Source organism: Gilliamella sp. B3367 (assembly GCF_026536825.1).
GTDB classification, from domain to species: Bacteria; Pseudomonadota; Gammaproteobacteria; order Enterobacterales; family Orbaceae; genus Gilliamella; species Gilliamella apicola_E.
In genome coordinates this window covers 80,666-94,742 of record NZ_JAFNNJ010000002.1, presented here as the reverse complement: position 1 = coordinate 94,742, position 14,077 = coordinate 80,666, and the positions used below count along the sequence as shown (strand labels likewise).

Annotated in this window: 13 protein-coding genes and 1 tRNA gene; 7 read left to right on the top strand and 7 right to left on the bottom strand. The window is 33.4% G+C overall.

Annotation, left to right across the window (positions count from 1 at the left end; all coding sequences use genetic code 11):
- Window positions 1-36: 36 nt before the first annotated feature.
- Window positions 37-1,335, bottom strand: coding sequence for a four-carbon acid sugar kinase family protein (locus tag J3U23_RS03305; RefSeq protein ID WP_267330234.1), 1,299 nt, complete (start codon window positions 1,333-1,335; stop codon window positions 37-39).
- A 69-nt stretch (window positions 1,336-1,404) separates the two neighbouring features.
- Window positions 1,405-2,169, bottom strand: coding sequence for a DeoR/GlpR family DNA-binding transcription regulator (locus J3U23_RS03300; protein ID WP_141673957.1), 765 nt, complete (start codon window positions 2,167-2,169; stop codon window positions 1,405-1,407).
- A 249-nt stretch (window positions 2,170-2,418) separates the two neighbouring features.
- Between J3U23_RS03300 and J3U23_RS03295 the strand changes: the two genes are divergently transcribed.
- The 5 genes from J3U23_RS03295 (at window position 2,419) to J3U23_RS03275 (ending at window position 6,714) form a co-directional block, all read left to right on the top strand.
- Window positions 2,419-3,414: a KpsF/GutQ family sugar-phosphate isomerase gene (locus J3U23_RS03295; protein ID WP_267338442.1), complete on the top strand. Its 996-nt coding sequence runs from the start codon at window positions 2,419-2,421 to the stop codon at window positions 3,412-3,414.
- Window positions 3,415-3,532: 118 nt separating this feature from the next.
- Window positions 3,533-4,459: an ADP-glyceromanno-heptose 6-epimerase gene (gene rfaD / locus J3U23_RS03290; RefSeq protein WP_267338441.1), complete on the top strand. Its 927-nt coding sequence runs from the start codon at window positions 3,533-3,535 to the stop codon at window positions 4,457-4,459.
- 11 nt (window positions 4,460-4,470) lie between these two features.
- Window positions 4,471-5,511, top strand: a complete 1,041-nt coding sequence (gene rfaF / locus J3U23_RS03285) for an ADP-heptose--LPS heptosyltransferase RfaF (RefSeq protein ID WP_267338440.1) — start codon at window positions 4,471-4,473, stop codon at window positions 5,509-5,511.
- A gap of 2 nt (window positions 5,512-5,513) precedes the next feature.
- Window positions 5,514-6,476 (top strand): lipopolysaccharide heptosyltransferase RfaC, encoded by a 963-nt coding sequence (rfaC, locus tag J3U23_RS03280; protein ID WP_267338438.1) that lies wholly within the window; start codon window positions 5,514-5,516, stop codon window positions 6,474-6,476.
- A gap of 37 nt (window positions 6,477-6,513) precedes the next feature.
- Window positions 6,514-6,714: a YaeP family protein gene (locus J3U23_RS03275; protein WP_267338437.1), complete on the top strand. Its 201-nt coding sequence runs from the start codon at window positions 6,514-6,516 to the stop codon at window positions 6,712-6,714.
- Here the strand turns inward: J3U23_RS03275 and J3U23_RS03270 are convergent.
- The 3 genes from J3U23_RS03270 to trmA form a co-directional block, all read right to left on the bottom strand.
- Window positions 6,707-8,119, bottom strand: a complete 1,413-nt coding sequence (locus J3U23_RS03270; protein WP_081299540.1) for a heavy metal sensor histidine kinase — start codon at window positions 8,117-8,119, stop codon at window positions 6,707-6,709. The genes J3U23_RS03275 and J3U23_RS03270 overlap by 8 nt on opposite strands.
- Entirely contained in the window at window positions 8,097-8,783 is a 687-nt protein-coding gene (locus tag J3U23_RS03265; protein ID WP_065563213.1) for a heavy metal response regulator transcription factor, read from the bottom strand. Before J3U23_RS03265 ends, J3U23_RS03270 begins: the two co-directional genes overlap by 23 nt.
- A 351-nt stretch (window positions 8,784-9,134) precedes the next feature.
- Window positions 9,135-10,235 (bottom strand): tRNA (uridine(54)-C5)-methyltransferase TrmA, encoded by a 1,101-nt coding sequence (gene trmA / locus J3U23_RS03260; RefSeq protein ID WP_267336941.1) that lies wholly within the window; start codon window positions 10,233-10,235, stop codon window positions 9,135-9,137.
- A 243-nt stretch (window positions 10,236-10,478) separates the two neighbouring features.
- Here trmA and srmB point away from each other — a divergent pair, with 243 nt between their 5' ends.
- Together srmB and J3U23_RS03250 are read left to right on the top strand one after the other, a co-directional pair.
- Window positions 10,479-11,789 (top strand): ATP-dependent RNA helicase SrmB, encoded by a 1,311-nt coding sequence (gene srmB, locus J3U23_RS03255; RefSeq protein ID WP_267338435.1) that lies wholly within the window; start codon window positions 10,479-10,481, stop codon window positions 11,787-11,789.
- A gap of 125 nt (window positions 11,790-11,914) precedes the next feature.
- The gene (locus J3U23_RS03250) at window positions 11,915-12,517 is read left to right on the top strand and encodes a peroxiredoxin C (protein ID WP_065563210.1); all 603 of its coding nucleotides are present in this window, start codon (window positions 11,915-11,917) and stop codon (window positions 12,515-12,517) included.
- Window positions 12,518-12,666: 149 nt separating this feature from the next.
- Here the strand turns inward: J3U23_RS03250 and J3U23_RS03245 are convergent, their stop codons facing one another.
- Window positions 12,667-12,999 (bottom strand): DMT family transporter, encoded by a 333-nt coding sequence (locus tag J3U23_RS03245; protein ID WP_065563209.1) that lies wholly within the window; start codon window positions 12,997-12,999, stop codon window positions 12,667-12,669.
- Window positions 13,000-13,933: 934 nt separating this feature from the next.
- Window positions 13,934-14,009, bottom strand: a tRNA-Lys gene (locus J3U23_RS03240).
- Window positions 14,010-14,077 lie beyond the last annotated feature (68 nt).

The following is a 14,077-nucleotide window of genomic DNA, read 5'->3' as shown; positions in this document are numbered from 1 at the left end:
CTATTTTTATTTATTAACTAAATTAACTCAGGGTTATTAATGCTTTAAACTTTCATGTGATGAAATTTTTGTACTCAGATAATCGATACAATGAACTAAAGTATTATCATTACCAACAAAACCACCTTTAGTTACAATCGAATAACCATCGCATTGTCCTCCAACCAAATGCCCGTATACCGTTAATGGCTCTACTTCATCTTTTAGCAAGAACCCACTACTGCCTAAGCGATTAACAACATTTACGGTTACATCACCTCCACTGGTATAAATGCCACGTATGATAGATTCAGGATGGAGTAATACCTGTGCAGTAATTTCAGCAATGGCTTGATTTAACGTGTTGCTGATTTCGCTCTTATTCATATTATGTTTAGTAGCGAGTTTATTTAAGTCACAGACATGCTCAGGCATTTCAACTGTATCAATACCAATAACATCAAATTGTTCGACTTTTTCTAACAATTTATCGACGATAGGTTTAGCTTTCTTAGTGTCTTTTGCAATCTCAATTAATTCATCGACTAAAACTGTTTCTAACCAAACTTTCCGGTCATATCTCAACTTTTTAATTTGTCTTTGAGTAAGATCCGAAACACTTCCTATTGCAACAAAGACTTTGTTTGCCATTTTTTTTTCAGACGAATAACGAAGATCTGCAAATTGCGCAGTAAATGGTCCAGGATCTACACAAAAAACAGGCAAATTAATATTATTAGCTGCTTGAGCGATAACGCTTATATCCGTATCTGTTGTTGCGTCAAATATGACAATTCGTCCTCCCTGTTGATATATTTGTTTTAACCGTTGCTCAATTCTATCTTTGCCTTCTAAAACATCCTTTAGTGCAATATGAGAAACTGGATAACGGGATTGACATCGAAATAATTCAATAATTGAAGACTCAGTCATCGGATTTTTAGGATCGTTACGCATCGCTGTATTTTGTAATGGAACGCCATTAACTAATAAAGAACCACCTACACAGATACGATCACTCGATGGGTAAACTGGAACAACTAAAGCCATTAAATTAGGATCATTATCAATAACGGCATCAACTTCTGCTCCTAGATTTCCTCGTAATGTTGAATCAATTCGTTTACTAATTAAAGGTTGATATTTACTAAATTGATTTATGCAATCAACAACACGCGAATATGCCTCTTTATAAGGTATTGAACGAGAATCTGTTGCAAACGAAATAACATCAAATTTGCTAAGATCTTCATTAAATTTTTCCAAACAAGTGATCGCGTTAAACCCTTTTTTGCTTAATAAAGCACATGTGGCATTAGCACCTGTTAAATCATCAGCTACAACGGCTACTTTCATATTTTTGCTTCCTCTCAAAAATTAAGTTCAGTTAATGAACTTTTTATACATCTACCATTAGGTAGTTTGTTACACGACTTCAAACATATATTTAATATCCTGTTTTAATAATTGCTTTTCAAAATTACTCGGAAATTGCTTTTCAGTTATAAGGTAATTAAAGCGACTCAAATCACAGATTTTAAATCGACATCTAAGTCCTAATTTACTGCTGTCAACAAGCAAAACAGATTGAATAGATCGGGTTAAGGCCATCCATTTACAGTCAGCTTTAATTTGAGATGTCGTTAATGCGCCATCTTCAAGATTAAAACCATCAGCGCCAATAAATGCCAAATCGATAACCTGTTCAGATAGATACTTCATTGATTGTGAGTTATAAATGGCTGCACTAGACGCTTGTATTTCACCAGGGCAAATGATGGTATTCACTTCTGGATGAGAAGATAATTCAAGAGCAACGTGTAAATCTGGAGTAATAACTGTAATAGGAACATTGATGTTCAATGCAAATTCTCGCATTGTTGTGCCTGCATCAATAAAGATCACCATTCCTGGTTGCAATAATCCTGTTGCAATCTTACCTACCTTCTTTTTCCCTTCTGAAAATCGATTTTGCTTGATGTTATATAGAGGGGTACCATTTAAAAAACTCCTCTTTATTTCACCACCATAAGATACTTTTATTAGGCCTTTTTCTTGCAAAAGCTTTAAATCACGCCTAATACTCATATGCGAAACTGAAAATAGCTTAGATAATGAATTGATATTGGCAACATCATATTCATCTAAGTACTCTAAAATTCTTTTGTATCTCGGTAATTCTTGTTTCATAGTTAATTTCTCGATTAATTTGAGGGCATTGTAGTAATAAAATAATTCACAAAATGTTAATCTTTTAACACTTTCACAACCAAGTTTAACAATTGTGATCCCAATCAAACTTTCACTTTTTCATCGTAAGTATTTTGTGAATCATCAAAATTATTTTTCATTTTATTAGTACAATTTATAAACATGTTTAATTCGTTGTTGACAGAATTAATTCAATTAAATCAATTTATAAATAAGGATAATTGAGATATGACCACAAAATCTGCAAACCTTTTGACGCTTAAAAGTGAAACTTTAAAAATGGCGAAACAAGTTTTAAAACAAGAAGCAGCTGCAATAGAGGATATTGTTGATACCATCAACGAAAGTTTCTTTAATGCTGTTGAGTTAATTTTGAATACGTCAGGAAGAGTTATCATAACTGGAATGGGAAAGCCAGGATATATTGCTCGTAAGCTTTCAGCTACATTTATGAGTACTGGAACACCATCATTTTATTTACATCCAGCTGAAGCAATCCATGGTGACTTAGGTAGCCTTACTAAATTTGACACCATTATTGCGATATCAAATAGCGGAGAAACCGCCGAGATTCTTAATATTTTATCCACCATACAAAAAATCAACATTCCACTAATTTCAATTTGTGGTAATCCTTCATCGACGTTAGCCCGATTTGCAACATATAATTTAGATGCACATATAACTAATGAAGCATGCCCATTAAATTTAGCGCCAACTACAAGTACTACTGTCCAATTAGCATTAAGTGATGCTTTAGCAATTTCAGTTATGAACGCTAAAAAATTTACCAAAAATGATTTTGCTTTTTATCACCCAGGCGGAAGTTTAGGGCAAATTCGTTTAATGACTGTTAAGCAATTGGTTGAAAAACACAATAGACAGGTATCGATTACTGCAGAAAAATCTATTTCTGATGCCATTTTTGTGATGACTAATTCTGGAATAGGTGCAGTTGCAATAGTAAATAAGGAAAATGCATTACTTGGTATAATCACTGATGGCGATATTCGAAGACAGCTAAAGACTTATCCAGATTTATTAAATATCAATGTTACTCAGTTGATGATATCAACTCCTGTAACAGTTGAACAAAACCAAACAGTTTCAGATGCTTTAAATATAATGGAACAACACAAGCCAAGACCAATAACAGTTTTACCGGTACTTGATGTTAATGAAAAATTCATAGGTATGATTCACATAACTGATATATACCATTAAATCGTGTCATTTTTTATCATAAATTCATTAGCAACAAAACTAAGATGTAGAAATGAATACTCGAAAATTTGCCAATAAATCGTTATTATATTATTTTTACTAGTTAAAGGTTGTGATTATGATTGTTGTTACTGGCGGTGCTGGGTTTATTGGAAGTAATATCGTTAAAGGATTAAATGATCTAGGGCACAAAGATATTTTGGTGGTAGATGATTTAACTGATGGTACTAAATTTTCGAATTTAGCTGATTTAGATATTGCTGATTATAAGGATAAAGATGAATTTATAGCAGAAATAATATCTGGCGAAAATCTTGATATTGATGTTATTTTCCATCAAGGTGCTTGTTCATCCACAACAGAATGGGATGGCAAATTTATGATGGAAAATAATTATAATTATTCTAAGGATTTGCTCCATTATTGTTTAGATTTTGATATTCCTTTTTTATATGCATCCTCAGCTGCCACTTATGGTGGTCGGAGCGATAATTTTATTGAAGAGCGTTCCTATGAAAAACCATTAAATGTTTATGGTTATTCAAAATTCTTATTCGACCAATATGTCCGTGAAATATTACCACAAGCAAATTCACAAATTTGTGGATTTCGTTATTTTAATGTTTATGGTCCACGGGAAAACCATAAAGGTAGCATGGCTAGCGTCGCATTCCATTTAAATGAACAAATCAATAAAGGGGAAAAACCTAAATTATTTACTGGAAGTGATAATTTTAGACGTGATTTTATTTATGTTGGAGATGTCGTTGAGGTAAACTTATGGTTCTGGAAAAATAATGTTTCAGGCATCTTTAATTGTGGAACTGGACGAGCTGAATCTTTCCAATCAGTAGCTGATGCCGTTTTAAATTATCATCAAAAAGGTGAAATTGATTATATCCCTTTCCCAGATCACCTGAAAGGACGTTACCAAAGCTTTACTCAAGCTGATTTGACTAAATTTAGAAAAACAGGATGTCCAATTGAGTTTAAAACAGTTGCACAAGGTACAACTGAATATATGAAATGGTTAAACGAGCAATAAGAGGAACAACAATGAAAACCCTGATTATTGGTCCATCTTGGGTTGGTGACATGATGATGTCCCAAAGTTTATATCGCACTTTAAAGCATCTAGAGCCAACTATTGAAATTGATGTAATGGCACCTGCTTGGTGCCGTGCTTTATTGAATAAAATGCCTGAAGTCAATCAATCAATTGCTATGCCAATTAATCATGGGGAGTTTGCATTAACTAAACGTTACCAGCTAGGAAAAGAATTACGTCAATACGACCAAGCAATCATTTTACCTAACTCATTTAAATCAGCACTGATTCCTTTCTTTGCTAAAATTCCTAAACGCACTGGCTGGAAGGGTGAGATGCGTTATGGTTTATTAAATGATATGCGCATACTTGATAAAAAAGCTTTTCCATTAATGGTCGAACGTTATGTCGCCCTTGCCTACCCTAAACAAGATATCCATTCAGCAAAAGATATTCCTCAACCAATTTTATGGCCAAAACTGAGTGTTGAAAAGGATGAGGTTGAGCAAGCATTATTAAACTTTAATATTCCTACAGATGTTCCTTTAATTGGATTTTGTCCTGGCGCTGAATTTGGCCCTGCTAAACGTTGGCCTGATTATCACTATGCTGCATTGGCTGATTTGATAGTAAAACAACATGCTAAAATTATTATCTTTGGTTCAGAAAAAGATAAAGCTGTTGGTGAACAGATTATTGCCAAAATGGCGCATGGTGATCAGTGTATTAATCTTGCTGGCCAAACAGAATTAGAACAAGCGATCAACTTGATTGCGGCATGTAAAGCAATTGTCACTAATGATTCAGGCTTAATGCATGTTGCAGCTGCACTTGATAAGCCTTTAGTTGCACTTTATGGACCAAGTAGCCCTGATTTTACTCCCCCATTATCAAATAAAGCAGAAGTCATTAGACTCATTACTGGCTACCACCGAGTTCGTAAAGGTGATAGTGAGCAAGGTTATCATCAAAGTCTAATTGATATAAAACCCGATCATGTTTTTGAAACATTGATGAAACTTATCGTTCGCTGTGAAAAGAGTAATTAATTATGCGTGTATTGGTTATTAAAACTTCATCAATGGGTGATGTGTTGCATACTTTACCGGCTTTAACAGATGCCGCCAACAATCTACCAAATATTACTTTTGATTGGGTAGTTGAAGAAAACTTTTCACAGATTCCAAGTTGGCATTTTGCTGTAGATGAAGTTATCCCAGTTGCAATAAGGCGTTGGCGAAAAAACTGGTTTGCTAAAACGGTTCGTCAAGAACGCCACCAATTTATAGAACATTTAAGACGACAACAGTATGATTGCATCATTGATGCTCAAGGTTTAATAAAAAGCGCATTTTTAATTACTCGTAAAGCGCGAGGTATTAAGCATGGCTTAGATCGACAAAGCATCAAAGAACCCATCGCTAGTTGGTTTTATGATGTTAAACATCATGTCCCTAAACAGATGCATGCCATAGAGCGTGTTCGGATGCTGTTTGCTAAAAGTCTTAATTATTTGCAACCTGATTCAATCGGTGATTATGCTATTGCTCGTCATTTCTTATCTGCGTTACCTGATGATAACCAAAACTATTTAGTCTTCCTTCATGCTACTACTCGTGAAGAAAAGCATTGGACAGAAGAAGCATGGCGAGAATTAATTAAATTAATTCAACCAACAGGACTAAGGATTAAACTACCATGGGGAGCTCCTCATGAGCAAGAACGGGCTTTACGCTTAGCACAAGGATTTAATCACGTTGAAGTATTACCAAAGCTTTCTCTTAACGAAATCGCAACGATTATTGCGGGTTCAAAAGCTGTAGTGTCAGTAGATACAGGATTAAGCCATTTAACAGCGGCACTAGATCGTCCTAATATAACTTTATTTGGAAAAACCGATCCAAACCTAATTGGAGGATATGGCAAAAACCAACACAGCATCATTTCAAAAGATAAAACGATGCAATCAATCACATCCAATGAAGTTTATCAAATGTTAACTGCGTTTATTTAAATTGTATTTGAGTTTCAATAAATAGGAAGATAATAATATGAACAAATATCATGAGCTAATTCGTGAAAGATATGCTCAAATTGGCAGTAATGATTTAGGTTATATTGAAGATGCGTTAGGTGCGGTAATGATGGTACTTAATGAAGTAGTCGATAATCAAATAGTACCGCAAGATCTAAGAGAAAAAGCCGCATACGCTGCAGCTAATCTCTTAATAAGTGATTATGATGTTAAATAACGGTCGGAAGATTGATTATAAAACGTGTAGACAGATCATCTGATTCAACATAAATATGACCCTTATGTGTATCGATAATCGATTTTACAATAGCCAAACCAATTCCGGTACCTGAGCTATCTTTGTTATTTCGATGACGCGATTCATCAACTCGATAAAAGCGGTCAAAAAGATGAGGTAAATGACGACTTTCAATCTTTTTACCAGGGTTAGAGATGATAATTTGAATTCGTTTTTGCGTGAGTTGACCCAATTTAATCTTAATTGTTTGATTTTCAGGGGTATAACGAATCGCATTGGAGATGATATTACTTATCGCCCGCCCTAACATCATTTTATCGCCTTGAATATGAGAACAATTACCTTCAAGTTCAAAAGTAATATTTTTCTCATCAGTCAAAGGTTCAAAATATTCACACATTAAACTAATCATCGAATGTAAATCTATATCGATAAGATTAGGTACTAGCTGATGATTATCGGCTTGTGCTAAAAAAAGCATATCCGATATCATCTGAGACATTTTTTCATACTCTTCTAAATTAGAATATAAAATTTCTCGGTACTCTTCTGTAGAGCGCGCATTATTTAAAACAATTTGCGTTTGTGTCGTTAGATTTGTGATTGGTGTTCGCATTTCATGGGCAATATCTGCGGTAAAATTGCGTTGTCGTTCAAAGACATCTTCCATTCGATGAAGCATATTATTAAACGCCTTAACCAAACTCACATATTTTACAGGAACCGAAGCTGTTGAAATACGATAATTTAAGCTTTTCATATTAATTCGTTCAATTTTTTTAATTAAACGATTAATTGGTTTTTGTGTGTAATAAATGGAAATTAACGATCCAATCAATGCTAACACACAAGAAATAGCAATTAGTAAACCTAATCCATTTCTCAATCGATTTATAAATTCAAGCTGTAAATTGCGCGCTACTGCAACTATTGTCGTATATTGACGCCCTTCATCCAGTAGAACTCTGGAAGCACCGATACGATAAGATGATTTATCGATATTCCAAATCGCCGTACTATTTTCGGTAATCAATCGTTCAAAATCTTCTTGTGATAAAGCAATAGATAAATTAGGACCACGAGTGCGATACACAATTTTTCCTGAATCATCAATGATATAAACAAATAGATGATGATGACCGGTCAAGATGAGTAGTAGATTTTGAAAGAATTCATCTCGATTTTCATCGGGTGAATAATAGGTAAGTTCACGTTCAATTGAGGTAATAACTGAATTCAATTCCGAAACATTTTGCTGAATTGAAATTTTTTCAAACGTATGTTCAATAAGATAACTGAAACAATAAAGTAGCCCGCAGGTTAGCAGGCATACGATAAGTGGTATACGAAACGATATGAAGTTACTCTGCTTCATCCAAGACATCTAATTTATATCCCATTCCACGGACTGTATGAATTAATTTAGGTTCAAAATCGGCATCGATTTTGTTCCTCAATCGCCTAATTGCTACATCAATTACATTGGTATCGCTGTCAAAATTCATATCCCATACTTGTGAAGCAATAAGGGATCTTGGTAAAACTTCTCCGGGATAACGTAAAAAATATTCTAGTAATAAAAATTCTTTATTCGTTAAATCAATTCTTTTATCACCTCGGGTTACTGTTCGTTTAGGTAAGTCCATAATTAAATCAGCAATGCTTAATTGATAATTATTGACTTGTGGAACGTTTCGTCTTAATAAGGATTTAATTCTTGCTAACAATTCAGCGAAAGAAAAAGGTTTAACTAAATAGTCGTCTGCGCCTAAATTGAGTCCTTTCACTTTATCTTCAACACTTCCCATTGCAGTAAGTAAAATAATTTGAGTATCTTTCCCTGCTTCACGCAAAGACTGTACAATTTTCCAACCCACAATATCAGGCAGCATTACATCAAGAATAATCAGATCATAATCTTCAGTCATTGCTCGATGATAACCATCGAGTCCGTTATCAGTAAGATCTACAATAAATCCTGATTCAACTAAACCTTGACGAAGATATTCACCGGTTTTTTGTTCATCTTCAACAACTAACAATTTCATATTGAATATTCCTTAATGTTTTATCAGGTTATCGAAATTGCATAATGCAGTTATAGGATATATTAGGAAGTCAAATGACATCATGACATTTCAGTGACTATTTTGTAATTTTGCAGTCATTAAAACGTCTGTTTAGGTTTGCTATAGTAGCACCACAATGATTCATGAGGCTAGACAGTATTGTTTCATTGTTTTATTTCCTTTCATCCATTCCTTGCAATTTAATGCAGCCCTAGTTTATCTAGGGTTTTTTTTTGCTTTTTAAACCACTTAATATGAAATAATTGGAATAAAACAGTTAATTTGGCATAAAATTTATCTTATTTAAACCAGATTAACCGTTTTTGAACATTATTGATATTCCTTTTTACGTAATACAATACCTGTTTCAATATGATCAGTATAAGGAAATTGGTCAAACATAGCAAAATGTTCTATATAATGCGTTTGAGTAAGTTGTTGCAAATTATCTTTTAAAGTATAAGGATTACATGAAATATAGACAATTCGATCATAACTTTGAATGATATTAATCGTTTTATCGTCTAATCCCGCTCGAGGAGGATCTACCAACACAGTTTGACAATGATAATCATCTAAATTAATACCATTTAATCGATTAAAATCCCTCTCTTTCCTAATGGCAGAAGTAAACTCCTCAGCAGATAATCTCACAATAATTAAATTATCAATATTATTGATTTTGATATTATGTTGTGCTGAATAGACGGAAGCTTTTGCAATCTCAGTTGCTAAGACTTTATTAAAATTTTGAGCCAATGCAATAGAGAAATTACCGTTACCACAATAAAACTCTAGAAGATCACCTTTAGACTCTTTAGTTACCGAAACAGCCCATTCCAACATTTTTATATTGATAGCCGCATTAGGTTGAGTAAAACTGTTTTCAACTTGTCGATATTTAAAAGTCTTATCAAATATTGGTAAAACCTCATCAACATAATCGGCATCAATGGCAATTTTTTGATTACTTGCTCGACCAACCAGATTAGCATTAATCCCTAGTTCAGCTAATTGTTGTTTTAAACGCTCAGCAGCAATTATCCATTCGTCACCTAATTTTTTATGATACAAAAGTGTTATTAATAACTGCCCACTAAGTGTAGAGAAATAATCAATTTGAAAAAGCTTATGACGCAAATTATCGTTATATTGAATTAAAGGTAAAATCGACTGCATTGCCTTGTTAATCAGTTTTGAAGCAATAGGAAAACTATCTATTCTGACTCTTTTCTTCTTATCATACATTATATGATAAAGCTCATCACCATTATGCCAAATTCTAAATTCAGCACGCATTCGATAATGACTAATAGGTGAAGAATAAGTCACTAACTCGGGTAATTGAAAATCAGATAATATCGTTTTTAAATTGATTATTTTATTTTGTAACTGCTGGTTATATTTATCGTTCGAAAAAGATTCTGTCATATTTATAATTCGACCATCAATTTTGATAAAGAGTGAATAGTATTTTATAATTTCTAAAAATCATAATTCTATCATAATCCCCAGCTTATGATAAGCTCATACGCCAGTAGTTGCCTATCAAATAAAGCGTCTGCAATTAAAACAATTTTTACTTTCATATAATATGATTGGTTGCTGATAAAGATTGTAGTTATAGCGATTGCCGTTATAATGTGGGGCAAAATGATAGATTAGAAGAGCACTATGACAACGCAAACTTTCTCTGATTTACAGTTAGATGATATTTTAATTGAAAATCTGCAAGCGCAAAACATTAACGAACCCACAGCAATACAAGCACAAACTGTCCCTGTAGCCCTAGACGGTAAAGATGTTCTAGGATCAGCCCCGACAGGAACCGGTAAAACATTGGCATTTTTAATTCCAGCGGTACAACATCTGCTTGATTTTCCACGTCGAAAACCTGGACCTCCAAGAATATTAATCTTAACCCCCACTCGAGAATTAGCTATGCAAATAGCTGAACAGGCAAAACTACTAACCAAGTCAACACACTTGAGTATAGCCACGATTACAGGTGGAGTTGCTTATATGAATCATGCCGAAGTTTTCAGCAAAAATCAGGATATAGTCATTGCAACAACCGGACGTCTATTACAATACATTAAAGAAGAAAACTTTGATTGTCGTGCAGTTGAAATGCTAATTTTGGATGAAGCCGATCGCATGTTAGATATGGGGTTTGCTCAAGACGTTGAAACCATTTCAGCTGAAACGCGCTGGCGTAAACAAACATTATTATTTTCAGCAACGTTAGAAGGTGAAGGTTTACATAGTTTTGCTAATCGAATTCTTAACGAACCAGTTGAAATCAATGCTGATCCTTCCCGAAAAGAACGAAAGAAGATTTTACAATTTTATTATCGTGCTGATGATTTAACACATAAAGTCGCATTGTTAACTCACTTATTAAAGCAGAAAGAAGTTAAAAAAACTATCGTCTTTGTTCGTAAACGTGAACGTGTACATGAATTGGTTTCACTGCTGCATCAAGCTGGAATTCATAGTTGTTATTTAGAAGGAGAAATGGTTCAAGCCAAACGTAACGAAGCCATCAAACGGATGAATAACAACACGGTCAACGTACTGGTAGCAACTGATGTTGCTGCTAGAGGGATAGATATTAACGATATTACCCATGTTATAAATTTTGATGCACCTAAAACGGCTGATGTTTATCTACATCGAATTGGTCGAACCGCTAGAGCAGGGAAAAAAGGTACAGCAATTATGTTGATTGAGGCACACGATAATGAGTTATTACAAAAAATTGAACGTTATATTCGTGAGCCTATCAAATTAAGAACAATTGATGAACTACGCCCAAAAACCAAAGCACCTAAACCAGTAACAAAAAAGAAACCTTCGCAAAAAGCTAAACAGAAAAATGCGGCTAAAAAGCAAGAAGAGACTAAAAAGAAAAAGCTAAAACAACGTCACCGAGACATTAAAAATAAGGGAAAACCCAATAAAACGATAATTAAAACCGAATAATAATTTATTTACCATAGGTTAAACTTATGAAATCAATTGCTGATAACAACTTGGCGTATTGGCTAAGATTGATATAATAAAACGCATATTCAGTATATACATTTGCTACACAAGGAAAAAATTTTATGACATTAGTCACTCGTAAAGCACCAGATTTTACTTCAGCAGCAGTACTAGGTACTGGCGAAATTGTAAATAATTTTAATTTAGCTGAGCATATTAAAGGTAAATATGCCGTAGTATTTTTCTGGCCTATGGACTTCACTTTTGTATGCCCATCAGAAATTATTGCATTTGATCACCGTTTAGAAGAGTTCAAAAAACGTGGTGTCGAAGTAATTGGTGTCTCAATGGACTCAGAATATGTTCATAATGCATGGCGTAACACACCACAAGATAAAGGTGGTATTGGAGAAGTGAAATTCCCTATCGTTGCTGATATAAAGCATAGCATTATGCAATCTTATGGTGTTGAACATCCTGAAGCTGGTGTTGCTCTTCGTGCATCATTTTTTATTGATAAATCAGGCGTTGTTCGTCATGAAACAATTAATGATTTACCAATCGGTCGTAACATTGATGAAATGCTACGTATTGTTGATGCTTTCCAATTCCATGAAGAACATGGCGAAGTTTGCCCTGCACAATGGACAAAAGGAAAGCAAGGTATGCAAGCAAATCCAAATGGCGTTGCTAGCTACTTAAAACAACACGCTAATGAAATCTAAGTTGAGAAACAAGCTATTATAATTAGCTTAGAAATATTTTGAAAAACACAAACCGGAGTACAACTCCGGTTTTTTTATGTTCAAACGCGAACTACAGTCAGATAACGTTCATATAGTATTTAAGTTATTATCAACGCAATATGTTTATATTAATGCCCGCTAACATTTGAAAATAAGTTAATAATAACCACACCAAATATAATAAAACCCATACCAATTAATGCTGCTAGATCTAAAGATTGCTTCATAAAAATCCAAGCTATCAAACTGATAATAATAATCCCGATCCCCGACCAAATCGCATAAGCAATACCGACAGGAATAGTTTTTAAGGCCAATGAAAGAACATAAAATGACGCGCTATAACCAATAATAGTAATTATTGAATACATTAAATGCGTAAAACCGTTAGAAAGTTTTAATGAAGAAGTTGCAATCACTTCACAAATAATCGCAATAAAAAGTAATAGATATGAATTCATATTATGACTCATAAGTTAGTTGAAATAAAAATGAAGACTCGCCATAAATCTTAGTGTAAAAATGATCTATACAAACTCAATAAACACACAATTCAGGAAAAAATAGAATAAATGCTGGGGTATGAGGGATCAGAAAAGAGCTATTAAAAAAACACCCATTAAACATATAACGTTTATCATCCACTCAATACCTTGATGTAATATATCACTCCTCAATAATAAAGTAAAAAGTTAAAAGAAAACGGATTACTTTTTAGTATATTACTTTTTGAGTGATGAGTCCCTTAAAGTAATTATCAATTTTCATTGATTTATACACTTGATTCAGAACTTTTTATAATCAAACTAAAGTATTTAATAGGTTACTCAGCACGACAATTGCTCATTATTTTTTATGAAATACAAATACTTAACCAAAAGATTTTAGTAGTCTATTCAATCTCATACATTGAAAAAATTGTTCAAGTTCAATTAAATACCTGCACTTCAATTAGCATTCAATACTCTTATCTTATCAGCATCATCTCAAAAAAGATTCAGCTATTAAGTAAACACAAAATGCTTAATAATGAAATAATTAAGCTAACAATAATAAATCCAATTAAAAATTTACCAACTTTGTAATAAAATCTGTTTTTTTGATTTTCCCGCTTCTTTCTATTGAAACAAAGCAAAAAAATACCTATGAGAAGAATCGGTAAATAGATATACCAAAAATAAAACGGTGCAACTATTAACAGAATTAGAATTGCTTGGCCTGTAGTTAGTGAAAACATTTGAAATTTATATACTTAAATAATTATAACGTGTTATTAAGAATCATAACAAATTTATGATTCAACTTCATAAAAGAGAAATAGTATATGTAACGCCTTAATAAATCAATAATTATTTTCGAAGAAGAGTTATCATCTTATTGGATAAATCTGGTGAATGGTGGGTTGTGAGGGGATCGAACCCGCGACCAATTGATTAAGAGTCAACTGCTCTACCGACTGAGCTAACAACCCATTTAGTTAGTGGGGATATTCTATATAACTTTATATTCTAATGCAAATCCTCTATTCTCAAATTAATA

Bases quoted from the DNA above. Each gene is read 5' to 3' on its own strand.
- J3U23_RS03305 (WP_267330234.1), bottom strand. From the start codon at position 1,335: ATGAAAGTAGCCGTTGTAGCTGATGATTTAACAGGTGCTAATGCCACA.
- J3U23_RS03300 (WP_141673957.1), bottom strand. From the start codon at position 2,169: ATGAAACAAGAATTACCGAGATACAAAAGAATTTTAGAGTACTTAGAT.
- J3U23_RS03295 (WP_267338442.1), top strand. From the start codon at position 2,419: ATGACCACAAAATCTGCAAACCTTTTGACGCTTAAAAGTGAAACTTTA.
- rfaD (WP_267338441.1), top strand. From the start codon at position 3,533: ATGATTGTTGTTACTGGCGGTGCTGGGTTTATTGGAAGTAATATCGTT.
- rfaF (WP_267338440.1), top strand. From the start codon at position 4,471: ATGAAAACCCTGATTATTGGTCCATCTTGGGTTGGTGACATGATGATG.
- rfaC (WP_267338438.1), top strand. From the start codon at position 5,514: ATGCGTGTATTGGTTATTAAAACTTCATCAATGGGTGATGTGTTGCAT.
- J3U23_RS03275 (WP_267338437.1), top strand. From the start codon at position 6,514: ATGAACAAATATCATGAGCTAATTCGTGAAAGATATGCTCAAATTGGC.
- J3U23_RS03270 (WP_081299540.1), bottom strand. From the start codon at position 8,119: ATGTCTTGGATGAAGCAGAGTAACTTCATATCGTTTCGTATACCACTT.
- J3U23_RS03265 (WP_065563213.1), bottom strand. From the start codon at position 8,783: ATGAAATTGTTAGTTGTTGAAGATGAACAAAAAACCGGTGAATATCTT.
- trmA (WP_267336941.1), bottom strand. From the start codon at position 10,235: ATGACAGAATCTTTTTCGAACGATAAATATAACCAGCAGTTACAAAAT.
- srmB (WP_267338435.1), top strand. From the start codon at position 10,479: ATGACAACGCAAACTTTCTCTGATTTACAGTTAGATGATATTTTAATT.
- J3U23_RS03250 (WP_065563210.1), top strand. From the start codon at position 11,915: ATGACATTAGTCACTCGTAAAGCACCAGATTTTACTTCAGCAGCAGTA.
- J3U23_RS03245 (WP_065563209.1), bottom strand. From the start codon at position 12,999: ATGAATTCATATCTATTACTTTTTATTGCGATTATTTGTGAAGTGATT.